The organism is Flavobacterium tructae, assembly GCF_001853485.1.
In the GTDB taxonomy this organism is placed as follows: Bacteria; Bacteroidota; Bacteroidia; order Flavobacteriales; family Flavobacteriaceae; genus Flavobacterium; species Flavobacterium tructae.
In genome coordinates, this window is record NZ_MIKE01000027.1 from 90,681 (window position 1) to 116,882 (window position 26,202).

General features: G+C 36.9%; 23 protein-coding genes. 7 read left to right on the forward strand and 16 right to left on the reverse strand.

Going from position 1 to position 26,202, the window contains the following annotated elements; genetic code table 11:
- Positions 1 to 261 precede the first annotated feature (261 nt).
- The 4 genes from BHE19_RS19360 to BHE19_RS19375 all read right to left on the reverse strand — a co-directional run bounded on the left by BHE19_RS19360 (position 262) and on the right by BHE19_RS19375 (position 3,442).
- Entirely contained in the window at positions 262 to 1,311 is a 1,050-nt protein-coding gene (locus tag BHE19_RS19360; protein WP_070908472.1) for an NAD(P)-dependent alcohol dehydrogenase, read from the reverse strand.
- Positions 1,312 to 1,469: 158 nt separating this feature from the next.
- Positions 1,470 to 1,874, reverse strand: coding sequence for a cupin domain-containing protein (locus BHE19_RS19365; protein ID WP_070908473.1), 405 nt, complete (start codon positions 1,872 to 1,874; stop codon positions 1,470 to 1,472).
- A gap of 94 nt (positions 1,875 to 1,968) precedes the next feature.
- Positions 1,969 to 2,385, reverse strand: coding sequence for a (R)-mandelonitrile lyase (locus BHE19_RS19370; protein WP_070908474.1), 417 nt, complete (start codon positions 2,383 to 2,385; stop codon positions 1,969 to 1,971).
- A gap of 184 nt (positions 2,386 to 2,569) precedes the next feature.
- Positions 2,570 to 3,442 carry a helix-turn-helix domain-containing protein gene (locus tag BHE19_RS19375; protein ID WP_017497050.1) on the reverse strand — a complete coding sequence of 291 codons (873 nt, stop codon included), beginning with the start codon at positions 3,440 to 3,442 and terminating at the stop codon, positions 2,570 to 2,572.
- Positions 3,443 to 3,651: 209 nt separating this feature from the next.
- On the opposite strand from BHE19_RS19375, the gene BHE19_RS19380 reads away from it, so the two are divergent.
- The 3 genes from BHE19_RS19380 (at position 3,652) to BHE19_RS19390 (ending at position 6,387) form a co-directional block, all read left to right on the forward strand.
- Positions 3,652 to 4,242: a TetR/AcrR family transcriptional regulator gene (locus tag BHE19_RS19380; RefSeq protein WP_070908475.1), complete on the forward strand. Its 591-nt coding sequence runs from the start codon at positions 3,652 to 3,654 to the stop codon at positions 4,240 to 4,242.
- A gap of 65 nt (positions 4,243 to 4,307) precedes the next feature.
- The gene (locus tag BHE19_RS19385) at positions 4,308 to 5,858 is read left to right on the forward strand and encodes a DHA2 family efflux MFS transporter permease subunit (RefSeq protein ID WP_070908476.1); all 1,551 of its coding nucleotides are present in this window, start codon (positions 4,308 to 4,310) and stop codon (positions 5,856 to 5,858) included.
- A gap of 145 nt (positions 5,859 to 6,003) precedes the next feature.
- Positions 6,004 to 6,387: a hypothetical protein gene (locus tag BHE19_RS19390; RefSeq protein ID WP_070908477.1), complete on the forward strand. Its 384-nt coding sequence runs from the start codon at positions 6,004 to 6,006 to the stop codon at positions 6,385 to 6,387.
- Positions 6,388 to 6,474: 87 nt separating this feature from the next.
- Here BHE19_RS19390 and BHE19_RS19395 read toward each other — a convergent pair whose 3' ends face one another.
- Positions 6,475 to 6,954 carry a hypothetical protein gene (locus BHE19_RS19395; RefSeq protein ID WP_070908478.1) on the reverse strand — a complete coding sequence of 160 codons (480 nt, stop codon included), beginning with the start codon at positions 6,952 to 6,954 and terminating at the stop codon, positions 6,475 to 6,477.
- A 69-nt stretch (positions 6,955 to 7,023) separates the two neighbouring features.
- A complete protein-coding gene (locus tag BHE19_RS19400; protein WP_070908652.1) occupies positions 7,024 to 7,518 on the reverse strand; it encodes a TlpA family protein disulfide reductase in 495 nt (164 codons plus the stop codon).
- A 229-nt stretch (positions 7,519 to 7,747) separates the two neighbouring features.
- Between BHE19_RS19400 and BHE19_RS19405 the strand changes: the two genes are divergently transcribed.
- Both BHE19_RS19405 and BHE19_RS19410 read left to right on the forward strand, forming a co-directional pair.
- Positions 7,748 to 8,050: an ArsR/SmtB family transcription factor gene (locus BHE19_RS19405; protein ID WP_017497055.1), complete on the forward strand. Its 303-nt coding sequence runs from the start codon at positions 7,748 to 7,750 to the stop codon at positions 8,048 to 8,050.
- 6 nt (positions 8,051 to 8,056) lie between these two features.
- Positions 8,057 to 9,163 (forward strand): NADH:flavin oxidoreductase, encoded by a 1,107-nt coding sequence (locus tag BHE19_RS19410; RefSeq protein WP_070908479.1) that lies wholly within the window; start codon positions 8,057 to 8,059, stop codon positions 9,161 to 9,163.
- A gap of 274 nt (positions 9,164 to 9,437) precedes the next feature.
- Here the strand turns inward: BHE19_RS19410 and BHE19_RS19415 are convergent, their stop codons facing one another.
- The 4 genes from BHE19_RS19415 to BHE19_RS19430 form a co-directional block, all read right to left on the reverse strand.
- Entirely contained in the window at positions 9,438 to 10,574 is a 1,137-nt protein-coding gene (locus BHE19_RS19415; RefSeq protein WP_070908480.1) for an acyltransferase family protein, read from the reverse strand.
- Between the two features lie 228 nt (positions 10,575 to 10,802).
- Complete coding sequence (locus BHE19_RS19420) at positions 10,803 to 11,453, reverse strand: DUF1349 domain-containing protein (protein ID WP_070908481.1); 651 nt, start codon at positions 11,451 to 11,453, stop codon at positions 10,803 to 10,805.
- 288 nt (positions 11,454 to 11,741) lie between these two features.
- Positions 11,742 to 13,958: a glycoside hydrolase family 3 C-terminal domain-containing protein gene (locus tag BHE19_RS19425; RefSeq protein ID WP_070908482.1), complete on the reverse strand. Its 2,217-nt coding sequence runs from the start codon at positions 13,956 to 13,958 to the stop codon at positions 11,742 to 11,744.
- Positions 13,959 to 14,166: 208 nt separating this feature from the next.
- Entirely contained in the window at positions 14,167 to 15,810 is a 1,644-nt protein-coding gene (locus BHE19_RS19430; RefSeq protein WP_070908483.1) for a DUF6377 domain-containing protein, read from the reverse strand.
- Positions 15,811 to 16,001: 191 nt separating this feature from the next.
- On the opposite strand from BHE19_RS19430, the gene BHE19_RS19435 reads away from it, so the two are divergent.
- Positions 16,002 to 16,346, forward strand: coding sequence for a 5-carboxymethyl-2-hydroxymuconate Delta-isomerase (locus BHE19_RS19435; protein ID WP_070908484.1), 345 nt, complete (start codon positions 16,002 to 16,004; stop codon positions 16,344 to 16,346).
- 337 nt (positions 16,347 to 16,683) lie between these two features.
- On the opposite strand, the gene BHE19_RS19440 is transcribed toward BHE19_RS19435, so the two are convergent.
- Entirely contained in the window at positions 16,684 to 18,942 is a 2,259-nt protein-coding gene (locus BHE19_RS19440; protein WP_070908485.1) for an acyl-CoA dehydrogenase family protein, read from the reverse strand.
- Positions 18,943 to 19,601: 659 nt separating this feature from the next.
- The gene (locus BHE19_RS19445) at positions 19,602 to 20,519 is read right to left on the reverse strand and encodes an EamA family transporter (protein ID WP_070908486.1); all 918 of its coding nucleotides are present in this window, start codon (positions 20,517 to 20,519) and stop codon (positions 19,602 to 19,604) included.
- A 105-nt stretch (positions 20,520 to 20,624) separates the two neighbouring features.
- On the opposite strand from BHE19_RS19445, the gene BHE19_RS19450 reads away from it, so the two are divergent.
- Positions 20,625 to 22,043: an aminotransferase-like domain-containing protein gene (locus BHE19_RS19450; protein ID WP_070908487.1), complete on the forward strand. Its 1,419-nt coding sequence runs from the start codon at positions 20,625 to 20,627 to the stop codon at positions 22,041 to 22,043.
- A 192-nt stretch (positions 22,044 to 22,235) separates the two neighbouring features.
- Here the strand turns inward: BHE19_RS19450 and BHE19_RS19455 are convergent, their stop codons facing one another.
- The 4 genes from BHE19_RS19455 to BHE19_RS19470 all read right to left on the reverse strand — a co-directional run bounded on the left by BHE19_RS19455 (position 22,236) and on the right by BHE19_RS19470 (position 26,110).
- Positions 22,236 to 23,183, reverse strand: coding sequence for a bestrophin family protein (locus BHE19_RS19455; RefSeq protein WP_017497067.1), 948 nt, complete (start codon positions 23,181 to 23,183; stop codon positions 22,236 to 22,238).
- Positions 23,184 to 23,230: 47 nt separating this feature from the next.
- On the reverse strand, positions 23,231 to 23,953 hold the full coding sequence (locus tag BHE19_RS19460) for an adenine nucleotide alpha hydrolase family protein (protein WP_017497068.1): 723 nt from the start codon (positions 23,951 to 23,953) through the stop codon (positions 23,231 to 23,233).
- A gap of 77 nt (positions 23,954 to 24,030) precedes the next feature.
- Positions 24,031 to 25,434, reverse strand: a complete 1,404-nt coding sequence (locus BHE19_RS19465) for a sensor histidine kinase (RefSeq protein WP_070908488.1) — start codon at positions 25,432 to 25,434, stop codon at positions 24,031 to 24,033.
- Between the two features lies 1 nt (position 25,435).
- Positions 25,436 to 26,110, reverse strand: coding sequence for a response regulator transcription factor (locus tag BHE19_RS19470; RefSeq protein ID WP_017497070.1), 675 nt, complete (start codon positions 26,108 to 26,110; stop codon positions 25,436 to 25,438).
- Positions 26,111 to 26,202: the final 92 nt, after the last annotated feature.

The following is a 26,202-nucleotide window of genomic DNA, read 5'->3' on the forward strand; positions in this document are numbered from 1 at the left end:
CTCAATAACCTCATTTCTTTAACCCTATTTTATATCAAACAAATACCTCTTCTTTGAACATCAATATTCAGGTTAATTTATTCCATTCCACCCTAAAAATTAAAGCATAAATACCCCTTCAACTCATCACCCATTCTCTCCAAAAAACAACAAACCCCTTAAGAATTAAATTCCTCAAGGGGTTTATTTTTTTCGACAAGTTATACTGTTTCAATAAAACTTAGCACCTCAGCAACTTAGCACCTCAGAACCTTAAAAAAGCTATAAAGAAGCCATATCAATTACAAAACGATACTTAATATCTCCTTTTAACAGCCTTTCATAAGCGTCATTTACTTCGTTTACGCCAATCAATTCAATATCGGCAGTAATATTATGTTCAGCACAAAAATCAAGCATTTCCTGAGTTTCTTTGATTCCGCCAATAGCAGAACCCGCAAAACTTCTTCTTCCCAATATAAGACTGAACGAAGTTACCGGAAGAGGTTCCATCGGAGCACCAACCAAAGTCAGCGTTCCATCCACTTTTAACAGATTTAAATAGGCGTCAATATTATGTTCTGCCGACACGCAGTCCAGAATAAAATTCAGACTTTTAGTGTATTTCGCCATTTGCTCAGGATCTGTAGACAGTACTACCTCATCTGCCCCTAAACGTTTTGCATCTTCGGTTTTAGACAATGAAGTTGTAAAAACAACCACATGAGCCCCCATTGCTTTCGCTAATTTGATTCCCATATGCCCTAGACCGCCAATACCAACAATCCCCACTTTTTGCCCGGGACCTACATTCCAGTGTCTTAATGGTGAATAGGTTGTGATACCTGCACAAAGCAATGGCGCAACACCTGCAAGATCTAATTTATCAGAAATATGCAACACATAATTCTCATCGACCACAATACTTTGTGAATATCCTCCAAACGTTTGACCGCCTAAATGTGTGTCCGGAGAATTAAAAGTTAAAGTACTGCCGGCATCACAAAATTGCTCTAAATCGCCTTTACAATGCTCACATTCTCTACAAGAATCAACCATACAGCCTACCCCCGCTAAGTCGCCAACTTTGAAATTCTTTACGTGATCTCCCACTTTTGTTACCCTCCCCACAATCTCATGCCCTGGAACTATTGGATAAATCGTCCCGTGCCATTCGTTTCTGGCTGAATGTAAATCGGAATGACAAATTCCACAATATAAAATCTCTATTTCTACATCATGAGCTAATACTGCTCTGCGCTGAATGTCTAATGTCTGCAACGGTGCATCCGCAGCCTCTGTTCCAAAGGCTTTTATGTTTTTTACTTCCATGTTTTTATTGTTTTTTTAGTTTTATTTGTTTCGAGTTTCAAGTTTTATTTGTTTCAGGTTTCAAGTTTCAGGTTTTACGTCGCACATTTTACGTTTCACATTTTACGTTTCACATTATCAAAACACAAACCTCTCCACTTAGAATTATCTAATTAAACTTACTTCCCGTAACTGTAATATTCTTCATCGGTTACGCTATCGAACCAAATTCCGGTTCCTTTATCAATTTCTGTAATAATAGCGATGTGCGAAAACGAACTGAACGGGGTGGCTCCGTACCAGTGTTCTATTCCGGGCAGAATCGTAACTACTTCGTCTTTATGAAGCAGTCGGATGGCTTTTCCTTTTTCCTGAAAATAGCCAATCCCGTTCGTAGCAATAAACAATTGCAGTGTTGGATTAACATGCCAATTACATCTTGAACCAGGTTCAAAAGAAACTTCTTTTATAACCGTATTATCAGGATGAATAGCACTGGTTTGCTTTTTATACGAAACATCACCAGTCATATAGGTATTCGGGATTTTTCCCTCTTCAATAACAGAAGTGTAAGGTGTTGACATAAAATTGATTTTTTGAGATTGATTTCTTTTTTAAAATAACCCGACCATAAAAGCTGCTTTCAATTATCAGACAGCACAACACTTAGACTTCAAGTCATTTAAAGCTGTTGTATTGTTCATCGGTAACCGGCTCAAGCCAGTCTACAATGCCTTTTTCGGTACAAGTACTAATTGCAATATGAGTAAATTCACTGTCAGGAGAAGCTCCGTGCCAATGTTTTACTTCCGGCTGAATATTCACAACATCCCCTTCCTGAAGCAATTGAACAGACTTTCCTTCTTCCTGATAAAAGCCTTTTCCCTGAGTGACGATCAAAATTTGTCCACCAGGATGTGTATGCCAATTGTTGCGTGCTCCGGCTTCAAAAACAACATTACCCACTGCAGTATTTAAAACAGGATCATTGGGAACCAGCATTTTTACCCATGCTTTTCCTGTAAAATAATCTGAAGAAGCTAAGTCTCCTTTGGGAAAAATGGTTTTAGCAATTTGATTTTCTGTAGTACTCATAATGATTTATTTTTACCATCAGTTCAAACTAAATCATAAAAGCGGGAATATGCTTTGTGAAGTCGTATTTAGCTTATCGAAAACTGACTACTGATTAATACTAATTATTTCAATGCAAATTTACACAGGTAAAGATGCAGCGAGATAACAATAATCAAACAAAAAATTAAGAATATGAAACAATTTACACTCTGAGTGATTTTGGAATTGTCCCTGTAATTCTTTTAAAGTAATTATTAAAATAGCTTGGATATTCAAATCCTAAAGAATAACCGATATCCGAAATACTCCAATCCGTATGCTGCAGCAAAGCTTTGGCTTCACCAACAATTCTTTCTGAAATATGCGCCGTTGTTGGTTTTCCGGTGACTTCTTTAACGGAACGATTTAAATGATTCACATGAACAGCAAGACTTTGAGCATAATCCTGCGGCGTTTTTAACGCTAATGGCTCATTTTTGGTTTCTATGGGAAACTGTCTTTCCAACAATTCCAAAAACAAAGAGGTAATTCGGGACGAGGCATTTCTGGGTTTAAAGAAATTCTCCGAAGGCTGCATTTTCATAGATTCGTGCAAAATCAAATTGATATAATTACGAATCAAGTCATCTTTAAAAACATAATCAGTTTCCTGCTCCTGTATCATTTTTTGAAACAAGGAATCGATAAACACCTTTTGATCAGCCGATAAAGAGAATATTGGTGTGCCGCCAATTTTAAACAAAGGCGACTCATGAAGGCTTTCGGAACGATCTTTTACTTTTAGAAAGTCCTCCGTAAAAACACAGGCATAGCCTTCATACGAAGGTGAAATAATTTCCCAGGAATACGGAATATGCGGATTTCCGAAAAATAATATTGTTCCGTCCGTTTCGATCCCTCTGTCTGCATAATGAATAAAACTCTTACTGGTATTGATGCAAATTTTGTAAAAATCCCTACGGTTATACGTTGGAATCTTGCTCACATCACCGTTTACTTCATACACCTTAAAGCCTTTCAGCTTCAAATCACTAATTCCAAGTTCTGAACCCTGTTCTTCTAATTGCTCTTTCATTTTGCAAAGTTATGAAAATCAAATAAAAGTTGATGGAGTTGTTTTTTTTTAGTTTGTTTCAGGTTTCAAGTTTCAAGTTCTAAGTTTTAAGTTTTACATTTCAGAGAGGAACTGTTCTAAGATGCATCCCACAGTCTTTGTTTTTTTTTCAAAAAGCTTGTTATTTTATACCAATCGGTATATATTTGTATTTTAAATTTTCAATTACTATGAGTAAAGCCGAAAGAACCAAGCAATTTATTATAGAGAAAACCGCCCCTATTTTCAATATGAAAGGGTACAGCGGAACTTCTATGAGTGATATCACTGAAGCGACAGGCCTTACAAAAGGAAGTATTTACGGCAACTTTGAAAACAAAGACGAAGTAGCCTTGGCGGCTTTTAAATTCAATGTAAAAAAACTTCAGGACGCTTTTACGCGAGAAATCGACAAACAAACTACGTTTAAAGACAAATTATTGGTTTATCCAAGGCTCTATTCTAATTATTATGAGCTAAGAATCACTCAGGGCGGATGTCCTATTATCAATACTGCCACCGAAGCAGACGATACTCATCCGGTACTCAGAAAAAAGGTCGAAAGCATCATTCTGGCCTGGAAAGAAAAACTGGTTTATTTTATTGAGCAAGGCATCGCTGTGGGAGAATTTAAAGGGGAATCCATAAATCCGGAAAAAACTGCCTTAACCATCATCGCTATTATCGAGGGTGCTGTCATGATTTCTAAAATAACGGGCGACCTGTCTAATTTATCCACTATTATGCTTTCACTGAAAAAGATAATTGATGACTTAGAGTAAAATCAACAAAACAACAGTCCTTTTTTTTAACTAAAAATATACCGATCGGTATAAAATATTTATCTATGACACCATTAAACCGAAAACTACTTATTCTGACTGTCATATTAGCCGCCATTATGGAACTGATAGACATATCGATTGTAAATGTTGCACTTTCCCACATGAGCGGAAATCTGGGCGCTACGCTTGAAGATACCTCATGGGTGATTACGGCATATGCCATTGCCAATGTGATTATAATACCTATTACGAGCTTTCTAAGCGCCAATCTAGGGCGGCGCAATTATTATATTGGTTCTGTTGTTTTGTTTACGTTCTGCTCTTTTATGTGCGGGCATTCGTCTAACATTTGGATGCTCGTTTTTTTCAGATTCTTTCAGGGAATTGGTGGCGGTGCCTTGTTATCCATCTCACAAGTTGTGGTTTTCGAGCTTTTCCCAAAAGACAAACAATCTACAGCCGGAGCTATATTTGGAGCCGGAATCTTCATTGGCCCCACTATTGGCCCTACTCTGGGTGGTTATATTACCGAAAATTACGATTGGCCCTGGATATTCCTCATCAATGTTCCGATTGGAATTCTCGTCATGATTTCCTGTTACTTCCTACTACAGGAACCTCTTGTAAAACCTGAAATCACTAAGGTCGACTGGACTGGTATTACTTTACTGGCCATAGGAGTTGGTACCTTGCAAACGGTTCTCGAAAGAGGCGAAGTCGAAGACTGGTTTGAAACCTGCTATATTGTTGTGCTTACCTTTATTGCCGTGACAACCCTGCTCCTGTTTATCTATTGGGAACTTACGATCGAAAAACCTGTCGTAAATCTTCGGGTACTCAAAAGTAAATCTTTAAGTATTGCTGCGGTCCTCACTTTTGTAACCGGATTTGGTATGTTTATTTCCATCTACATTAGCCCGGTTGTTGCACAGCGTTTATTAAGCTTTTCGCCTTATCAAACCGGATTGCTTTTGTTACCCGGGGCGCTGTTTGCATTACTGGCTTTAAAAATGTGCGGAACCTTACTTCAAAAAGGCGTTTCACCGGTACTTATTATCGCAGCCGGATTTCTTTTGTTTATTTATTTTAATTGGAGAATGTCCGGAATGACTTTAAACACCAGTGCTGCGGAAGTGGCAACTTCTTTGATTTTTCGTGCATTAGGAATGGCTCTGCTTACTGTTCCGCTTACCATGCTGGCCGTCTCCTCTTTAGAAGATAAGGATGTTGGTCAGGGCGCCGCTTTGAATAATATGATGCGGCAATTGGGCGGTTCTTTTGGCGTTTCGATTATCAATACTTATGTAGCTCATCGATTTGCAGCACACCGAAACGAACTAATTTCGACTGTTACCCCAGACAACACTATCGCAATGGACCGGATAAATGCCTACATCAGGTATTTTCAAAGTAAAGGTTTTGCTTATAACGAAGCTAAGTTTAAAGCACTCCGACTTATGGAAAATGTTATTTTAAGACAATCTTCTTTATTAAGCTATAGAGATGCTTTTTTCCTTGTTGGATTGTTCTTTTTGGTAACCTTACCCTTGCTTTTATTTGTGCTGAATAAACCCAAAAAAAGAAAAACCGATCTTATGCTGTCCGATCACTAAGGCGCGCTTTCTTTCTGATAAACAAGTCTGTAAACTCTTTCTATAAAATTTAGAATCATTCTATTGCCTCTCTTTTAACAATTCACTTTGTTTTGGTGTAATTTTATATTGAAATTAACCTAAAAACAAAAAACAGCTATTAGTTATGAGTGTTATTAAAGATGAAAATAAACTTATTAGCACCATTAAACGAGTTGATCAGAAAATCGACAAGCTTAATGATCAAAAGATCATTGCCTTTTTTGAAGCCCTTGGATTAAATGAAAGAGCAGATGTTCCTAAAAATTATCTGGAATGGGAAACCATTCTTATCGTTGTGCCGGACCGACATATTTCTCATGAACTAAAGTATTACAAATATTCTATTGCAAGACTTGCTTTTGTTACCAATCCGAATGCAATTGAAATTCATGCTTTTGATTTCAATGAATGGAAAAAAGTCACTCAGAATAAAACACAATTTCAAATTAGAGAGTTTCTAAAAAACAACTTTGGCGGTGTTCGAAATCATGCGGACAGATTGAATTAAGTTCATTTCAGTTTCAGGCCATCATCTAAATAATAAAACCTTTGTCAATTCTATGTTTTGACAAAGGTTTTGTTTTTTAGGGCTGTATCACCAATCTCTCTTAATTTCAAAAATACTGAGGAACTTTTTCTCTAATTTCTTACGCCTTCTTTCTTCTTTCCATCTGGAATAGAAAATGGTAATAAGTAAAAACAAATTCACAATGGTAGAAGCTCTCCTGAGTCCTCTCGCAAATACAACAAAAAACAGGTTGATTGCAATTATAGCCACTACAGGTGAATATTTCACCCAAAACAATTGAATTTTACTATTGGGTTCAATCGTATAATTTACTTTAAGTCTGTTATCAACATTTTTGTAGCTTCCTTTTACAATAAAACAGGTGGGAGATGTTGCCGAATTTATGGTCAAACGAAAACTTTTATCATCAAAAAGACCGTAAAAAGGCTTTAATGCACCAAATCTCGGAAATATTCTCAAGTGGCTGAATTTTATTTTCAAAGAACCAATTTCAGTATTGTTTTTTAATCTTGCCCTAAATTCAGCTATACTTAATTTTGATTCCATTCCATCCGTTTTATATTCTTCTTACCTACATTCTTTCTCAAAACAATACTATTCTCAAAGTTTCTATTTTTACTGAGCCGTAAGTAAGCTTTTCAACATTTCATTCAATGCGTTTCCATGAATGTTTTTTGCCAGTATGATTCCATTTTTATCAATCAGAAAATTTAAAGGCACTGATTGAAGCATGTAATCGCCAATAACCGGAGAATTCCAATATTTTAAGTCGCTAACCTGAGTCCATGGCAGTTTTTGTTTTGCAATGGCTCCGGTCCAAAGAGCTTTCTTCGTATCCATTGAAACACTGTAAATAGAAAACTTACCGGAATAAGTGTTGTACAGTTTTATCAATTCGGGCTGTTCTTTTATGCAGGGACCGCACCACGATGCCCAAAAGTCAACTAAAACAAGCTCTCCTCTTAAGGAAGAAAGCACAATATTATTTCCTTTTGTATCCGGCAAATCAATTTCGGGAGCAATGTCGCCAATGTCGGTTCCTACCACCTGTGCTTTCGAACTCGTGACGGCACAGCATAGGAAACCTAAAATAAGTAGTGTTTTTTTCATAATCTTCATGAATAAATTTGGGGTTATTTTCTTGACAGCTCTTTCAAAAAACTAGTAATCACAAGGTATTGTCCTTTACAAATTCTGCAATTCTATCGTCAGAAAAGCACTGTTTTCAAGTGGAAACAAATATAAATACTTCTCACGCAAATTGCATCCCTACTCTTAAAATTATACTAAATAACTTTCTTTAAATTGACATATCGGGAAAAGTCGATATATTTGCACTATGGAATCTATAGAAATCTTTAAAGCATTAGCCAACAAATCCAGATTACAAATGCTGGAATGGTTAAAAGAACCCGAAATCAACTTCCCGGATCAGCTCCAGCACTCGGGATTTGAACATGGGGTTTGTGTGGGTCAGATACAAGCCAAAGCGGGTCTTACCCAATCGACAGTCTCAGAATACCTGTCTATTTTACAACGCGCCGGATTTATCGAATCCAAACGTGTTGGACAATGGACTTATTATAAACGTAACGAAGGTGCCTTTGAAGCACTCAGTAAATTAATTCAATCTAATTTGTAAATTACTATGAGTACAAACAACCTGTTTTCGCCATTTAACTTAAAAACGTTAAATCTTAAAAACCGAATCGTAATGGCGCCTATGACGCGCTCCTTTTCTCCAAACGGAGTTCCAACTGACGAAGTAGCTTCTTACTATCAAAAAAGAGCTGAAGGTGAAGTTGGTTTAATATTATCAGAAGGAACTGTTATTAACAGACCTTCGTCGTCAAACGATGCTAATGTTCCTCATTTTTATGGCGAAGAAGCCTTAAACGGATGGAAAAAAGTAATTGAAGAGGTTCATACCGCCGGAGGTCAAATGGGCCCGCAAATCTGGCATATGGGAATTATGGACAATCATCATTCAGGATGGGTTCCACCAGTGCCTTTTGAAGGACCGTCAGGCTTAAACCGACCTGATTTTAGTAACGGAAACACCATGTCAGAGAAAGACGTTGAAAATACTATTATTGCTTTTGGAAAAGCAGCCGCCGATGCTAAAAGACTAGGATTTGATACGATCGAAATTCACGGTGCGCACGGTTATCTAATTGACCAGTTCTTTAGAGCCGAAACCAATTTGCGTACGGATATTTATGGTGGAAAAACATTACCGGAACGCAGCCGCTTTGCTATTGAAGTCGTAAAAGAAATCAGAAGACAAGTCGGTAACGATTTTGCTGTGATTATGAGATTTTCTCAGTTTAAACCTTCTGATTACAATTATAAACTGGCTAAAAACCCTCAGGAATTAGAAGCTTGGTTAAGTCCTATCGTTGATGCCGGAGTCGATATTTTACACTGTTCTCAGCGTCGTTTCTGGGAGCCTGAATTTGAAGAATCTGACCTGAATTTTGCAGGCTGGGCCAAAAAAGTTACCGGAGCACCAACTATCACGGTAGGTTCTGTTGGACTTTCAAGTGATTTCTTTGGCGCTTTTGCAGGAGAAAGTTCTGAGCCAACTTCTTTAGAGGAACTAAACAGACGTTTCGACAGAGGCGATTTTGATTTAGTTGCCGTGGGAAGACCTCTTTTATCTGATCCTAACTGGGTGGCCAAAATCAAAGCAGGTCATACGGATCAATTAAAAGGCTTTAGCAAAGAAGCATTAGGACAATTGATTTTAGAGTAAACTTAAGCGATTACAATACTAAAGAGCACGGTAACGGAAAAATATGCCGCTCCTCTGGAGCTTTCTTTCCTGTTGAACTTTATTCACTACAAATATTTTGCTCCGTCGGAGCAGACAATAACAATTACTTAAATAAAAAGGGATGAAAACGTAAAATTCATCCCTTTTTTAATACCTACAACTTTTAAAAATTAGCTTTTCTTAAACGTAAAGACTCAAAGGGACGAAGTAAAAAAACTTTGCTGCTTTGAACCTTTGTACCTTAGCCTCTTTTTTAAGAAACTTTTCTTTTTTGAAATTTATTCTGAAGCCAGTTACGAACAGGCTCATCATAAAACTTCAGGCACAGGTAAGCGATTACAATACTCGAAATTACAATACCTATTCCGATTCCGTAACCATCCTTTAACGGTACTTTGTTTTCGAATACCCACGCCATATAACAATAAATTAGCGGATAATGTATAATATAAATTGGGTATGAAATATCTCCTAAGGCTTTGCAAATTTTAAGCGATAACGGATTTTTGATCTCTCCTCCCGCTCCAATAGCAACAATTAAAGGAAACAGCAGTATAATGGCGATGGATTCATACAAACCGTTTATCCACAGACTGTTTTCATCACCCAACCTCGGGATGCTGAAAATAACGATTATAAGAATGCTGCAAACCCAAAAAGCGCCTTTGATGTGAATGAGTTTTCCTAAACGGGAAAGTAAAACTCCGGCAAAGAATGGATACAATAAGCGGGTAAACCCAACATACAATTCCTGCATCGTTAGTGACCAACCACCAATAACATCTCCTTTTGGGCCAAAAACGGTATATTGAACAAGCATTCCCGCGAAAATCAATACCAGAAATCCTAAGACTTTATTCGAGAATTTACGAAAGAACAACGCATACAGAATATTGGCAATATACTCAAAGAAAAGCGACCATGCCGGTCCGTTAAGCGGAAACGTTTCGCCCCAGCCTCTAATTTCCATTGATGGCGGAAGCGGTATTAGTACAAAACCGGCCAGCATCACTAAAATTAGTTTCCAGATTGGCATAGTGGCAATTTGCGGAAAAGCAACATTCGAAGCCTGAAGATAATAAAGCGACGCTCCAATGACCATCCCCATAATAACCATGGGCTGTAAACGGATTAAACGTCGTTTGTAAAATTCCCATTGTGACATTTTCTCCCAACGATCGTCGTAGGCATACGCTACCACGAATCCTGATAAAAGAAAAAAGAAATCGACAGCCAGATAACCATGATTCATAAGCTGTTTAAATCGGCTTCCTTCATTAAAGGCTTCCAGAGCATGAAAGATAACGACTAAAATTGCGGCTACCCCACGTAAGCCGTCTAAAATTTCATAATGTTTTTTGGGTTTAATTTCCATTGAACTTGAATTCATAAAATAGTTTTTGGTTGTTAAAAGGTTAGATTATTTTTTTTGGTGGAAGCTAAAATAGCGATATTTCCCTAACAGGCTGGCGGATTGAAGCTTGTAATCCTAAAGAAAGAATGGTTATTTGTTACAATAATTACAGCACATCCTAATAGGGTAAGAAAAATCCTTTCTTCATTCATTTCCAGCTGAAATTTGGAATTTGAATTCGCAGAAAATTGGCTTTTAGCGTTACTATTCCTGGTGTTTTTTAAGCCATTCCAGTCTGCGTTGATCCGGTAAATGTGTTACTTTAAAATTTTCGAATTTGGCTTCAAAGCCTTTTCCGTCCGGTGATGCAGCCATCAGGCCTACCATGACCGGTGTATTGTCCTGCAAAGGTGCATTTCGGGTCAAAATATAGTTTTTATCATCATACGAAAAGAAGACTTCAACGGCGTCCAGTCTTCTCACCACTTTTATCCATACAAATGGTGGTGCTTTCTCTAAAGTGGTCACACTCCAGTCACTTTTATCGTGTGTGACAACAGTGCTTATATTAAATTTTCCATCCACAAATTCAACTCCGGTTTTAATGTAATTTTTCTCATCAATACGAAGCATAAGTCCCATTTGGTCAAAACGGGCGATATAATTACCGGTTAACTTTACTTTGGCTTCAAACTCTCCGCCGTAAGTAGCATAATAAAACGGTGCGTCGTCTACAGTAAAACCATAATGCGAAATACGCCAATAATCACTATTTGCTGTCACATTCATAATCAAAGCATTGTTTTTAATTTCCCATTTTTCAGGTTCGTTAAACCATTGCATTTTGTTCAGACTTTGTGCCGAAAGACTTTGTGTTAAAAATAAGGTGATGACACCTAGTATGACTTTTTTCATAGTAGTATTTTAAATAATAGACTTTTTATTTAACGTATTGGTATAATTCATTTTTAGCACATAGTGGCATAGCTTCTTTATCTAAAAAAAGACGCTTCCCTTCCTTTAAATGCATGTAGTTTTTTTATGCAAAAGAAATATATTCCTATTCTTTTCTCTTCTTACCGCCAAAATCTATGTTTCTATATGTTATTTTTTTGACAATTTCCCCAAACAGAGTTCATAAAAGTAAAGCCACAAGTTTTTACACTTGCAGCTTTACAACCAACCATTTTTAGAAACATGAAATTATTGAAGTGAGAAACTCACTTTAGATTTTATAGCCGTAGAAGATGCTCCAATGATGGCTTCAAAAGCTCCCGGTTCAGCAACCCAGTCGTGTTTTTTATCATCAAAAAAGCTAAGTGCTGTTTTATCGATGGTAAAAGTCACTGTTTTTTCTTCTCCCGGCTGAAGCGAAATCTTCTCGAAGCCTTTTAATTCCTTAACCGGACGAGGTAATGAAGATTTCAAGTCACTGATATAAAGCTGAACTACTTCTGAACCTTCTCTTGTTCCGGTATTCTTTACTTTTACCGAAAAAGTGATCTGATCGCCCGCTCCCATTTGTTTTTTGTCTGCTGTTACTTTTCCATATTGAAAAGTCGTATAGCTCAAACCATGACCAAAAGAGAACAATGGCTTTGCTTTTTGCTTGTCGGCCCAACGGTAACCTACAAAAATGCTTTCTTTGTATGTAACGTCATCTCCGCCCGGAAATTCACCTAATGCATGAGCTCCGTTATCTGATAATTTCACAGGAAAAGTAAACGACAGCTTCCCTGAAGGGTTCACATCTCCTACCAAAACAGCTGCTAAAGCATTTCCTGCTTCTGTGCCTAAAAACCAGCCTTGTACAATTCCCGGAACGTCTTTAACCCATGGCATTGCCACTGCATTTCCTGAAATATTCACAAAAACGATATTTTTATTTACTTTGACCAATTCTGCTATCAACTGATCCTGACCATACGAAAGACCTAAATCCAGCCGGTCAAAACCTTCAGCGTCTTGCTTATCACTTTTATTTGTACCTCCTATGAACAAAACAACATCTGCGGCTGCCGCTACTTTTACAGCCTCAGCAGTTAACTCGGCAGGAGAACGTTTGTCTTCCAGACTTACTTTGGCCACTACTCCGTTATAGTTACTAGTCGGATCTCCCACGTATCCGCGAGCGTAAGTAATTTTAGCCTGATTTCCAATTCTTTTCTTTAATCCTTCAAGTGGCGTAATTTCGTATCTGGCTTTCAATGAAGAACTTCCTCCTCCAACAGTCATCATTTTGATAGCATTTTCTCCAATCACCGCAATTTTCTTTGTTTTAGAAAGGTTAATTGGCAAAATGTTATTGTTGTTTTGAAGCAGCACAATTCCTTCCTCAGCGATTTTCAGACCTGCTTTGGCGTGTTCTTCTGTTCCAAAAGAACCGAAAGGTCTGTTTTTATTCATTGTCGTTAAGAATGACAGGCGTAAAATACGACGTACTTTCTCGTCCAGTTCTTTTGTTCCAACCTCACCTTTTGCAATCATAATAGAATATGGTTTAGCCAAAAAGTAATTGTCATAAGCATTACTGGTTCCCCATGAAAGTCCGTTTGTCCAGGAACCGAACTCCATATCCAATCCATTGTAGATGGCCTGTTTGGTGTCATGAACGCCTCCCCAGTCTGACACTACAACTCCTTTAAAGCCCCATTCTCCGCGCAGAATATCATTCAGTAAAAACTCATTATGACAGCAGTGTTGCCCTTTGTATTTATTATATGCTCCCATAATTGCCCAGGCATCTCCTTCCTGAACAGCAGCTTTAAAAGCCGGTAAATAAATTTCATATAAAGCACGGTCATCAACGATTACATTAACTGTATTACGTCCTATTTCCTGATTGTTTAAAGCGAAATGTTTAACGCAGGCAGCTACTCCATTTGCCTGTACCCCTTTTATATAAGGAACCACCATTTTTGAAGTAAGGAAAGGATCTTCTCCCATGTATTCAAAATTACGACCGTTTAGAGGTGATCTGTAAATGTTAACTCCGGGTCCTAATAATACATTTTTATTACGGTAACGTGCTTCTTCACCTATAGATTTACCGTATAGAGACGATAATTCTTTGTTCCAGGTAGCAGAAAGTGCGGTTAAAGCCGGAAAAGCAATACAGGAATCATTAGTCCATCCTGCCTGATCCCATTCGTCCCATAAAACTTCGGTACGAATTCCGTGTGGTCCGTCGGTCATCCAGTTTTCCGGAATACCCAAACGCGGTACACCCGGTGAGCTGAATTTTGACTGCGCATGTATCATGGCAATTTTCTCGTCGGTTGTCATTCTTGCAAGGGCATCTTCTACGCGTTCATTAATCGATTTTTTATCGTCTAAATAAACCGGAATTTTATGCTGTGCACTCGCACCGACAGCACTCAACAGTAGTAAAACAACAATTGTTTTAACATTTTTAAACATAACTATTAATTTATTAAAGCATTTAATTTACAATGGGAAGAAAGTATAAGCAGTATCTCTTTTTAAGAATACTGTAAAGCTAAAACGTTATAGTTTGTTCTGGATTTCTAAATGAAAAAAAGTAGTGAATTAAAAATACAACTTCATGAAAAACAATTATTTACAAAAAACAAAAAGCCGAAAAAAGTAGTGATTTTAGAATGATTTCCTAAAGTTTTACGGATATTAAACCAATTTTTGTGACCATTTCTTCAAAATCATTTCGGGAAACTGCGGCTTTATTTCGTGCTCTGGTTCGGTAATTGTAAATGGTGCTCAAAGAGTAACGCAAAAACGCTGCAATTTTTACACTGTCTGTAATTCCTAAACGAATTAAAGCAAAGATTCTAAGTTCTGTATTCATCAGTTCTCCTTGTTTTAAAACGATTTGTTCTTCCGGAATTAAAAGCGCGTTGAAATCTTTTACGAAAGTGGGATATAAATTCAAAAAGATAATGTCAAAATTCTTGTACAATTCTTCCAGTTCGTTATCTACGAGAGTGGTTGATTTCAATACTTTGTAGATTTCATCAAATTGTTTGGCTGTCGCTTTTTTATTTAAAGTGATACGGTAATTTTCTAGTTTGTTGATATAGGCTGAACAAAGGCTGAAAAAATGTGCAATGTATTCTTCTTTAACATGGTTGGATTCCGATAATTGTGCATTTCTTTCCTGCAGCTGATTGTTGGTTTCTGTAATGTCTTTATTTAATTCGGCTAATTTTTGACTAGTATTGTACAGTTCTGTCCTGATTCGCGATACTTTTTTCATTTGTTTGTAAACATAAATCACCGCAACAACTAAAAATGCCGATAATAAACTGATACATAAAAGGTACAGTTGAAGTTCCGTTTTTCTCTTAGCTTCTTTCTCTAAATAAACGGTGTTGATAATCGAATATACCTCTGACATTAAAAGGGTCCGAAACTGAACATTGCAATACAAGGCATCTTCAATAGCCGATTGGGTTAGTTTATAGGCCATATCAACATCATTGGCTTCATAAAAAAATAAAGCCAGTTCCTGAAGAGAAGCATTGTCCTTGTTTGCGGTTTTTAGATCGGCCGTGGCTGAAAGTGCATAATATTTCTTTTGAAGTTCCAGCTGCTTTGTTTCTTTATAGATACTTGCCAAAAGATAAGTAATCATGGCATATTGCGGATGATCATCTTTTGCTTTTTTCAATAAATCCAACAGCTTTTTTTCAGCCGCAGCAAACTTTTTCTCCGACATCTCCTTCTCAATTCTGGTGATTCGAAAGTTTAATGTAGAAGGATCTAAAACGGTGAGCAGCGAATCACGGTATTTGTTAATTTGCTCAATGTACTTTACATCGTCGCTATTGGCAGCATAATGTTCCAAAAATTCGCGATACGCACTATAATAGTTAGGTAGTAGTTTCTTAGGCAATTCCTTTTTAGGAATGCTTTTTAAAATGGCCTCAGATTCGCGATATTTTCCCGAGGAAGAGTACAATGTTACCAATTGCAGATTGGCCAGGTTCAGTAAATCGGCATTTTGAAGTTCGCTGGCGATTTTCAGGTTTTTCCTGACATATAAAATAGCCGAATCAGAATTGAATTTCAGGTATTGACTGTACAAACTTTGGTTGTAATCGTACTCCTGCTCTTTCGTTAAATCATCGGATTTGATTTTTTTGAAATTTAAAATACGTTCTTCTCTCAAACGAACATAATGAGCTTTGTTCTTTAAAGCTTCATTTAACTTATCGATAATACTATCTGTGCTGTCCGCTGCATAAACAGGACTTCCTAAAATGATAAAGAGAAGAAACAGCAGATAATTTTTCAAACCAATTGGAGCTATAATGAGACTTGCAAATATAAGAAAGTGCTACCAGAAAAAGGAATTATTTAGCAGATTGAAAATTGTGACTTTTGTAATGAATAAAAGCTCCTGAAAAAAAATAACCGCACTGATTCTCTATCGGATTTTTGTAAATTTGTTTATACTTCATTTTTTCTAATTTAAACATTATACTCATGCCACACTTTGTTATTGATTGCTCTGAAAATGTAATCCGACTAAAATCTGCCGACGATATCATGCAGGAAATTTACCATACCGCTTTAGCCACTACTCTTTTCGTTCCTACTGATATTAAGGTTCGTATCCATCCTTTCAGCTATTATAATAATGGAAATTCTTCAGACGATTTTATTCACGTCTTTGCGTACATTCTGGAAGGCCGAAATACCGATCAAAAAGCAGGATTGTCAAAAGCAATTGTCACTAAACTAAACGAGATACTTCCTGAAGTCCCTATTATTTCGATCAATATTATGGATTTTGAAAAAGCCAGTTATGTCAATAAAGCTATGGTTTAAAAACACTTTTAATCACTTTATGATATAACAGAAGTAATAACAAAAATTCCTTGCTGTGTCAAAACACAATATCAAACAACTAAAAAACAAACACTTAACACTTAAGAAAAAGCTGCAACTTTAAAAAAGTTAACCACGAATTCACGAATTTCTTTAAACAATATAGATTAGAAAAAATTCGTGAATTCGTGGCTATTTATTACATACTCTTTACTCTTTACTCTTTACTCTTTACTCTTTACTCTTTACTCTTTACTCTTTACTCTTTACTCTTTACTCTTTACTCTTTACTCTTTACTCTTTACTCTTTACTCTTTACTCTTTACTCTTTACTCTACTAAACCGCAATTGGTGCAGACAGACAGCTCTCCGGAATATCAAAAGCATTCACCAGGGCCACCGCATCCGGTCGGATATCCCAGCAAAGCTGATTGACTATTTTACGAATTGCTTTGGTTTTGACGGCTTCCATATAACCGTCTTCGAGATACCAGGCTTTATTTTTTTCTAATTGTGCCAGTGCGTACAGCTGGTTAAGTTTCGTTAGAATTTCTTTTGTTTTATTATCTTCTACTGCCTGAATTGCCAATTGAAATTGCTCCAGCACCACTCTGTCCAGATAAGCTTGAGCCACGTCGATCATTTGGTGCTGCACGACATTAAAAGCGTCGTAAGGTTCTAAACCTCCATCAACCAATTTTTTGATGCGTCGTGCTGCCGAAGCTAAAATTGTTTTCTCTCTGTGAACAAATGCCTGTAAATGAAAATCCCCATCCAGCAAATGTTCGTCATCCGTTTTTCTGGTTGCTATTGGGTTTTTCTCGGTAAGTGCCGTTTTTGCATTTTCATACACATAATTGATAATCCCTAACGAACCCATTTCTCCAAAAGATTTTCTGAATTCTGAGAGCCTGTTTTTCGCTACCAACTGCATCAGAACAGTATTGTCACCTTCAAAAGTGGTATAAATTTCGGTGTCATTTTTCAAAGCATCGATTCGGTTCTCTGATAAATATCCCTTTCCACCACAGGCTTCGCGGCATTCCTGCAGTATATCTCTTGTACTCCAGGTCGAATAGGATTTCATTCCTGCGGCCAATGCTTCAATTTCCTGCATTTCATCTTCAGTTCTGTTTAAAAACCGATTAGTGAGGTACTGCAACGCAAAATGCACAGCATATGTTTTTGCTAATGGCGGAATCAATCGACGCTGGTGCATTCTGTAGTTCAGAATCGGAACTTCTGATCCGCCTTCAGGTCCAAACTGTCGACGCTGATCGCTGTACCGAATAGCAATTGTCAGTCCGGATTTGGCTGCCGCCAACGCTGAACGGGGAATCCCAATGCGACCGCCTACCAAAGTCCCTAACATGGTAAAAAAACGTCTGTTGTCACTCGGAATCGGGCTTTCAAATTCCCCTTTGTCATTTACAGAGGCGAAACGATCCAGCATATTTTCTTTCGGAATCACTACCTGATCGAAACTAATGGTTCCGTTATCTACTCCATTCAAACCCATCTTATGTCCGCAATCTCCAATCGTAATTCCTTTTAGTACGGTTCCGTTGGCATCTCTTAATGGAACAACAAATGCATTTACGCCATAATCATGATCGTCAATGATTAATTTTGCGAAAACGGTCGCCATCTGACCGTGAACGGCTGCATTTCCGATATATTCTTTTTGAGCATTTTTATTTGGCGTATGAATGATAAAAGTCTGATCTGCATGATTATAAGTTGCTGTCGTTTCCAGCCCTTTTACATTAGAACCATGATGTGTTTCGGTCATGGCAAAACACCCCGGAATTTTTAATGTTCCAATGTTTCTTAAATATTTTGCATAATGTTTTTCCGTTCCTAACGATTGAACACTCATGCCCCAAAGTCCGAACTGAACGCCAAATTTGATTACCAAACTCAGGTCATGATAACTTAAGGTTTCCATAATTGCAAAATAATCGGCTATGTTTTCTCCTCCTCCATATTGTTTTGGGTAGGCCATATTGCCGAGATTTTCTGCTGCGAGCAGCTTACACCAATTGTAAACCGTCTGGCGATACACCTTAATATCTGTAGAAGTTTCGTACGCAAATTCAGGTCTTGAAATAATTGCTTTTACTCTATTGATTATCTCGGCTTCTTTACCATTTAAAAGAGCTGTAATTTTTTGAACATCAAACTCACTGTTCGTCTGAGAGTTTGCAGTAAAGGAACCTGCTTTTGTTTTAAAATTCTGAAGCGCTTCTTCCCCTAAAATTCCAAGATCATTTTCCAGTTGGATAAAATTTGATTTTAAGGTCGAAATGTCCAGATCCTTTTCTGAAAGTGCCACGGCAATATCAAAAATCGATCTGATATCTTCTTTATTTTCAATGCTTTTCTCTATATCCAATTTCCATTGTGCCAGTTCATTTCGTCCCGGCGGATTTGAAATATCAACTCTGGAAAGCAATTGTTGTTTTTCTTCGGGCGAAAGCCAGGTAAGGTCATTGATAAATTTCTGAATGGTAACAAACTCTTTCTGAGTCAGCAAATCATCGGACCACACTAAATAAAACAACGGAATAAAGGCCTGGAGCTTGGTATTTTTCATAGGAATATTGGTTTTTAGGTGTCGAAACATCGATTTTTAGCGAATTATGCCGCTTAGATCTCTTTTATGTGTTTACCCTTTATGTGATATAAAAAAGTAAAAATGAAAATACTCATTCCTGCTTACATACCTTGTTAAGATTGTGGTAATTTTAGCTTCGCTCCGGAAAATAACAATACAAAATACGAGAATTGTTTTCTTTGGAATTAGGCTTTTGCCCATTCAGGGCGCAAACGATCATTCCTAATTATTTATAGTGCTTCACACTATGCCTCAGCTGAAGCTCTTTCAGAGCAACAGCTTTCTACTACTTTCTCCCTAAAGATTATTAAACTTTGAGTATAAGTCCTAAATGGATAAAAGAACCGAAGTCTTAATAACACAGGCATATTCCAACGCACTACGAACTGAACTAAGAAAAAATATAAGTGTCTGAAATAAACAGGTAAAAGGGCTGAAGGTCCAATAACAAAAGCATAGTACAACGCACTATGAGCTAAATCAAAGGAAAGTATTGCCCTGAAAGGGCAAAAGCAGACAAAGAAGCGTACACATTCTAAAAAAAAACAGGAATGAAAAATAGTCATTCCTGTTTACACATCCGATAAGATTCTGATACTTTAGATTTTAAACCAATAAAAAACATAAAGTATTTCAAATTACTTGAGAACCTTGGGATATTGCGTTATTTTTTGCCTAATGGCGAAAATATGATGTGAATTAAAAACCAATACAGCCAGAAAAACAATGCTATAAGCCACAATTTGTATGGACCCTATTGGTTCATGATACCAAAAGAGAGCCAATAGAAATGCAATCATTGGGTTGATATTTAAAAGCATACCGACTGTTGATGAGTTGATTCCGGAAAGTGCATATAAATTGAGAAACAACGGGAATATGGTAAACAGAATCGCGATAGTTTCGATACAGAAATAAAATTTAAATTCTGTTGGAATCGGTCCGCTATAAACCGGATAAAAGGGTAATAAAAATAAGGCTGCCAATGTAATATGAAAGGTGAGCACAATAAATTTATCGAATCCTTTGTTGATCCTTTGACTAACTAAATACGAAGCATAAGTAGAACCAATAACAATACTAAAAACCATATCCATAATATTGGCATAAGATAAAAGCAAACAACCGGAAACACTTAGTCCTACAGCCATCCATTGTGTTTTGCTTAATTTTTCGTTCAGAATAAAGTACGCCAGTAAGGTGGTCAAAATTGGACACACTAAATAGGCCAAAGAAGTTGCTTTTACACTAACATGATTCATTACATAAATAAAAGTAAACCAGTTGGCCATTAAAAAAACACTTCCTCCAATATTCAACAAAAGTGATCTGCGTCTCTCCAAAGCTGGTAATGCTTTAAAGGTAGCGATGGTTTCTTTGATTCTTTTTCTTTTAAAAGTAAAGGCAATCAATAACATGAGAATACTGCAGCTGAAAACACGATAGAATAAAATATCTAAAGAAGGATATTCGTGAATGGGCTTTAATGCCAGGCTAAAAAATCCCCAGATGACGAAACAGGTAATGGCCGCTATGTAATATTTTGTTGTTTTCACAAGTTATTCTTTTTAGGTTCGTTATTGAATAAAGCAAATTTCTAAAAAATAAAACAGCAATACAGATACAGTTTTTGTAAATTGCACCATAACAGTTTCTTTTTTATGAAAAATTCCAACTACTTGTATCTGCAGTTTGCAGACCGAATTGAAAAGCAAATAAAATCGGGTGTTTTAAATGTTGGCGATAAGCTGCCCTCGATACGTGAAGTCTGTGCCGAAACGGGTTACAGCATGAGCACTGTAAGCAAAGCCTATTATGAAATTGAAAGCAGGTCGCTTATAGAATCCAGGCCTCAATCCGGTTATTATGTAACTAACATTTCGGCCAGAACCATTCCTGAGCCTTCGCCCAGCAGTCCTGTTTTAAAATGTGTAAACATTGACCGGGAAGATTTAATTGATCAGGTTTACAAAAACATGACTGATCCGAGTATTACGATGCTTTCTTTGGGCTTTCCCTCGAACGAATTGCTTCCTATTGCTAAATTAAATAAGGGAATGATTCAGGCCATGCGGCAGCTTCCTAATAGCGGTACAAGTTATGAACAGGTACAGGGTAATCTTAATCTAAGAAAAGAAATTGCAAGATGGTCCTTTACCTGGGGAGGTTCCTTAACAGAAAGAGACATTATTACCATGCCGGGCTGTACGAGTGCCATATCACATTGTTTGATGACACTAACCAAACCGGGAGATACTATTATTACCGAAAGTCCTGCTTATTTTGGCATCCTGCAGTTGGCCAAATCTCTGGGTTTGTATATCATGGAACTGCCTACCAATATGACTACCGGAATAGAACTGGATGCCCTGAAAAAAGCACTTTCTACTAAAAAAGTAAAACTCTGTTTGCTGATGAGTAACTTCAGTAATCCTTCGGGAAGTATGATGCCAGTTGAACATAAAAAGGAAGTGGTGCGATTAATGGAATTTTACAACGTTCCATTAATTGAAGACGATATTCACGGTGATTTGTACTTTGGCTCGAGTCGTCCAACCAATTGTAAAACCTATGACGAAAGTGGCATTGTACTTTGCTGCAGTTCGGTTTCAAAAACTTTGGCACCGGGATATCGTGTGGGCTGGGTTTCTCCGGGGAAATTCAAAAAGGAGATTTTACGCAACAAAATCTATCATACCCTCTCCACTCCTACCATCACGCATCAGGTGGTTGGCGACTTTCTGAAAAATGGCCGCTATGAAAATCATCTTCGAAAAATACGACAGATATTGAATCACAACTGTACAAACTATATCAATACGGTTTTAGAGTCATTTCCGAAAGGAACTAAGGTAAGTCAGCCACAAGGAGGCTTTTTTCTTTGGATTGAACTTGATAAGAATATAGACACGGCTACTTTTTATCAATTAGCAATGCAGCATAAAATTAGTTTTGCTCCGGGAAGAATTTTTACTTTTCAAAATCAGTTTTCAAATTGCATGCGATTGAGTTTTGGACTTCCGTGGACCAATGAATTAAGATCCTCTATTCAAACTCTGGGAAAATTGATTGATCAGTAGAACCAAGTCGCAGTTTGCAGTCACATTTCACATCTCATATTTTACACCCATTTTTTTCTCGCAGATCCCGCAGATTGTGCAATTTTTTTTTCTTACATCCAATGGGTTAAAATACATAAAAAAAACTGGACAGCCGCATTAACAAAGCGTTGTCCAGTTAACAAATTGAGAAACCAAAATCAATTCACATAATTATAAAACAAAATAAGCGTTGTTTTCCGCTTTCTTTAAATCGGGTTGAAGATCGAATTCTTTGATAATGTCAAACTCACTTTGATACTCGTTTAACATTTGCATTAAATTCTTTTCGATGGTATTCGAAATTGCGGTTACAGGTGTATCTGTAGGTCTGTTTTCGAATGGATCCTGTAAATGAATTGCCATTTTTTCAATTAAGAAGAACGTTCCTCCGATAATTGTAATTAACGGAACGGCAAACCAGCTCAATAAACTGATAAGTCCAAAAGGCAATAACAAAATAAACAAACACAGCGTCATTCTGATGTACATGCTGTAAGTGGTTGGAAAGATGGTATTTTTAATACGCTCACATTTTCCCATTGCATCACATAATCTTGACAAAGTATTGTCTATTTCAACCTGCTGATAAGCATTTAATCGTTTGTCCTTTTTGGCAATCCTAAGATCTCTACCATGAAGCAATAATATCGCATTTGGAATATTCTGATGGTTTTTGACAAAATTCAGTTCCTCTTCACTGATCAAATCTTTGATTGGTTTTATCGCATCTTTATTACGCAACGCCTGTCCTAGGCTGTAACACCATGCTATTTGTCTTTTGGTGAAGTTCTCCTTGAATTCATTCGCTTCTACAGAAAACCCCGGATCTTTATAAAAAGTAAGCATTTGTCGCACCAAAGTTCTGGACTCATTTACAATTGATCCCCAAATAATGCGTGCTTCCCACCATCTGTCATAAGCCTGATTGGATTTAAAAGCCAGTAACAAGGATATAATTGTACCTACCATGGTAGGAATTGCGATTGGTATTTCGATCGCTACATTGATAAAATAATGATGAAAAATTTCAAATAAAATGGTGTAAGTCATTACAAGCGCCAATTCCACCTTAATTTTCCCGAGAACGTACCTCATTGGAATTCTTTTCTTTAATAACATATCTTTCCGTTTAAATTAAACTTCTATTTTTTTTGAAGAAATTGGCTTTACACCAATTCTTCGTAGAGCGAAAGCACCGGAAGACCAGTTTTATCGTTTATACTCTCTTTTTTATTTTTCTTGAATTGTATTTTCTCTCCTTTGCGGGTTTCTACTAACAAATCGATATCGTATTTTGAAATCGCTTCTGATAAATAAGGAGCAAAATTTTCGTAGTTGTCTTCAAAACTGGAAGTCTGACTTACAATTTCAAATGAAAAATTGTTGTTCAAAAATTGCTGAACGTCTTTTACATGCATGTTGGCACGACCGTTTTCGATATAAAGTGCTTTATTGAAGTCTTCTTTATATTGCTCTGAACCTAAATGCAGAATTGGACACTTTTGGTTTCCGGCTAATTGCACCAGGTATTGGTGAATTCGTTTTGTTTCCTGCTTATACGAATTGGTAAGAACTACCAGTTTTATAGCAAAAACATCAATAATACGCTTAAAAATCGGAGAAGAAAGTCCGTATTGATTGTGAACTTTTATTTTACAATTGGGTGTGTGTTCAATAATGTATCGGCAAGTGTCCAGCACTTCTTCCTGACTTGCAGTAAGTCCGGTGCGCATTTCACGTAAAAAATTAGAGGATGAAAAAGCATCAGGAGTTTCTGATACCATCATAAGAATAATTTCGCAATCTGAATCTTTTGCCTGACCAACAGCTGATTTTACAGCACAAATTGTATCGTCTTTTAAAGTAGTAGGTATAAGGAAATTTTTCATAAGTATACTCTTTTAGTTTATACTTACAAAGTAACTCCTGCCAAATTAGAAGGGTCTTAATATGAAATTAGAATTTTCTAAGATTCAACATTAGAAGTCTTAATGTTGCTTTTCTTCGAACTTGTTTTATTAAAAACAATGGTTACAATGGTGCCTTTGTTTTGCTCTGACTGCACCTGAATCTCTCCGTCGTGCATACGGATGATTTTGGAAGCCAATGGAAGCCCCAACCCGTATCCTATATATTTAGTTGCAATTTTACCTCTAAAGAAAGGTTCATACAAATGCGGAATGTCTTCCGGAGGGATCCCAATCCCGATATCGTTGATCGCCACCTTTATCCAGTCCTGATTGGCAGAAAGGGTTACAAAAACCTCATTGTTATCGGAATATTTTACGCCATTGGTAATAATATTATTAATGGCAAGCTCTAAAAGCGGTTTGTTGCACGGAATTAAAAGCAAATTGGAATCTTTAGGTGCAAAGTTAAGCTTGATACTTACACGATTGTCCGGATAAATTTTATCTAAATCCGACTTTACATCCATTAATACTTCGTCGATTCTGGCAATATCCAGCACCTGTTTTTTACCATCGTAACCTGTTTGTGTAAGCTTTAGCAAGCTCTCTGTTAAGTTTCCTAATCGGGAAGCCTGACTGTAAATATTTTCAAGGGACTGAATGTATTCCGGAACTTCTCTTTCTTTCAAAAGCATGATTTCGGACTCCGCTATAATTGTTGTGATTGGCGTTTTTAACTCGTGTGAAGCATTATTGATAAAATTGGCTTGTATTTCGAATGAGGTTTCCAAACGATCCAGCATATCGTTGAAGGTCTCCGTAAGATCTGAGATTTCATCTGAGTTTTTAACTTCCGGCAAGCGATTGTGAAGGTTGGAAGCACTAATTCTGTTTACTTCTTTGGTAATTCTTGCCACAGGATTAATAACTCTTTTGGCCAGGAAACGTCCTAAAAAGAAGGCCAGAAATATAAAACCTATACCTCCGAACAACATGATTTTTAAAATATAGATTGTGGTGGTCGGTCCTTTTCGGTCACGAGCTCCTACAATTACAATGTATTTTTGATTATTCTCTGTAAAAACCTGTCCTAAATAATACTTGTTTTCTACCTCAAAATAGTCTTTTCCTGTTTTTAAGATATTGCTATAAAACTCATTCGGTAAATTCAGTTTTGTATTGTAATCAAAACTATTGGCACTGTTTATCTTGAGAACAAACTCTTCTTCTTCGATAAGTTCTTCCAGTCCGTTTTTTTTAAGATTACTGTAGTATTTTATTTTTTCAGGATCGTTCTGAAAATGAATAGACGCGACAATTTTGGCTCTGTCTTCAAGCCTTTTTAAGAAATGGTAACGATTATTTTCTCTGAATAGAACAAAAACAACAATACATAGAAGTAATGTACTAAAAGATGACAAGGCTACATAAGTGTATGTTATTTTTTTTCTTATATCCATTTTATGGCTGTATCACATAACCCAGACCTTTCATGGTATGGATGAGTTTGGTTTCAAAAGGTTTATCGATTTTTTTTCTTAAATAAGTAATGTATACATCGACAACATTGGTGTTCATATCAAAATTAATATCCCAGACGTTATCTAAAATCTGATCCCGGGAAACGATGCGACCGCTATTTTTAGCCAGATAGTACAACAGTTTAAACTCTTTTGCGGTCAGGATAATCGATTCGCCTTCTCTCTTTACTGTCTTAGCCCGACCGTTTATTTCTAAGTCGCCAATAGTTATGGTATCTACTTTTTCGGTATCCTGATGAGCTCTGCGATGTAGTGCATTGACTCTGGCATCAAGTTCTCCAAACTTAAAAGGTTTTACCAGATAATCATCGGCTCCTGCATTAAGTCCGGTCACTATATTTTCTGACGTTCCAAGAGCGGTCAACAGTAACACCGGAACAAAATTCTTACTGGCGCGAAGTCTTCTGCAAATCTCAATTCCGTTAATATCAGGAAGCATTACATCTAAAACGACAACATCAAAATTATAATTGTGAATCATCTCCAGAGCAGTTCTGCCATCCAGGGCCACACTAACTTCATTATTGTTTTCGGCAAATCCTTTCCGCAAAATGGACAATAGATTTGGTTCGTCTTCGACTATAAGTAATTTCATCTTAGTTCAGGTATGAATAGCAAAAATAGGGATTGGCATTAAAAATATAAATCACACTCGTTATAAATTATGATTTAATTATGAACAATAGA

What these genes read in the sequence shown, in the direction of transcription:
- BHE19_RS19360 (WP_070908472.1), bottom strand. Translation starts at nt 1,311, where the DNA reads ATGGAAGTAAAAAACATAAAAGCCTTTGGAACAGAGGCTGCGGATGCA.
- BHE19_RS19365 (WP_070908473.1), bottom strand. Translation starts at nt 1,874, where the DNA reads ATGTCAACACCTTACACTTCTGTTATTGAAGAGGGAAAAATCCCGAAT.
- BHE19_RS19370 (WP_070908474.1), bottom strand. Translation starts at nt 2,385, where the DNA reads ATGAGTACTACAGAAAATCAAATTGCTAAAACCATTTTTCCCAAAGGA.
- BHE19_RS19375 (WP_017497050.1), bottom strand. Translation starts at nt 3,442, where the DNA reads ATGAAAGAGCAATTAGAAGAACAGGGTTCAGAACTTGGAATTAGTGAT.
- BHE19_RS19380 (WP_070908475.1), top strand. Translation starts at nt 3,652, where the DNA reads ATGAGTAAAGCCGAAAGAACCAAGCAATTTATTATAGAGAAAACCGCC.
- BHE19_RS19385 (WP_070908476.1), top strand. Translation starts at nt 4,308, where the DNA reads ATGACACCATTAAACCGAAAACTACTTATTCTGACTGTCATATTAGCC.
- BHE19_RS19390 (WP_070908477.1), top strand. Translation starts at nt 6,004, where the DNA reads ATGAGTGTTATTAAAGATGAAAATAAACTTATTAGCACCATTAAACGA.
- BHE19_RS19395 (WP_070908478.1), bottom strand. Translation starts at nt 6,954, where the DNA reads ATGGAATCAAAATTAAGTATAGCTGAATTTAGGGCAAGATTAAAAAAC.
- BHE19_RS19400 (WP_070908652.1), bottom strand. Translation starts at nt 7,518, where the DNA reads ATGAAAAAAACACTACTTATTTTAGGTTTCCTATGCTGTGCCGTCACG.
- BHE19_RS19405 (WP_017497055.1), top strand. Translation starts at nt 7,748, where the DNA reads ATGGAATCTATAGAAATCTTTAAAGCATTAGCCAACAAATCCAGATTA.
- BHE19_RS19410 (WP_070908479.1), top strand. Translation starts at nt 8,057, where the DNA reads ATGAGTACAAACAACCTGTTTTCGCCATTTAACTTAAAAACGTTAAAT.
- BHE19_RS19415 (WP_070908480.1), bottom strand. Translation starts at nt 10,574, where the DNA reads ATGAATTCAAGTTCAATGGAAATTAAACCCAAAAAACATTATGAAATT.
- BHE19_RS19420 (WP_070908481.1), bottom strand. Translation starts at nt 11,453, where the DNA reads ATGAAAAAAGTCATACTAGGTGTCATCACCTTATTTTTAACACAAAGT.
- BHE19_RS19425 (WP_070908482.1), bottom strand. Translation starts at nt 13,958, where the DNA reads ATGTTTAAAAATGTTAAAACAATTGTTGTTTTACTACTGTTGAGTGCT.
- BHE19_RS19435 (WP_070908484.1), top strand. Translation starts at nt 16,002, where the DNA reads ATGCCACACTTTGTTATTGATTGCTCTGAAAATGTAATCCGACTAAAA.
- BHE19_RS19440 (WP_070908485.1), bottom strand. Translation starts at nt 18,942, where the DNA reads ATGAAAAATACCAAGCTCCAGGCCTTTATTCCGTTGTTTTATTTAGTG.
- BHE19_RS19450 (WP_070908487.1), top strand. Translation starts at nt 20,625, where the DNA reads ATGAAAAATTCCAACTACTTGTATCTGCAGTTTGCAGACCGAATTGAA.
- BHE19_RS19455 (WP_017497067.1), bottom strand. Translation starts at nt 23,183, where the DNA reads ATGTTATTAAAGAAAAGAATTCCAATGAGGTACGTTCTCGGGAAAATT.
- BHE19_RS19460 (WP_017497068.1), bottom strand. Translation starts at nt 23,953, where the DNA reads ATGAAAAATTTCCTTATACCTACTACTTTAAAAGACGATACAATTTGT.
- BHE19_RS19465 (WP_070908488.1), bottom strand. Translation starts at nt 25,434, where the DNA reads ATGGATATAAGAAAAAAAATAACATACACTTATGTAGCCTTGTCATCT.
- BHE19_RS19470 (WP_017497070.1), bottom strand. Translation starts at nt 26,110, where the DNA reads ATGAAATTACTTATAGTCGAAGACGAACCAAATCTATTGTCCATTTTG.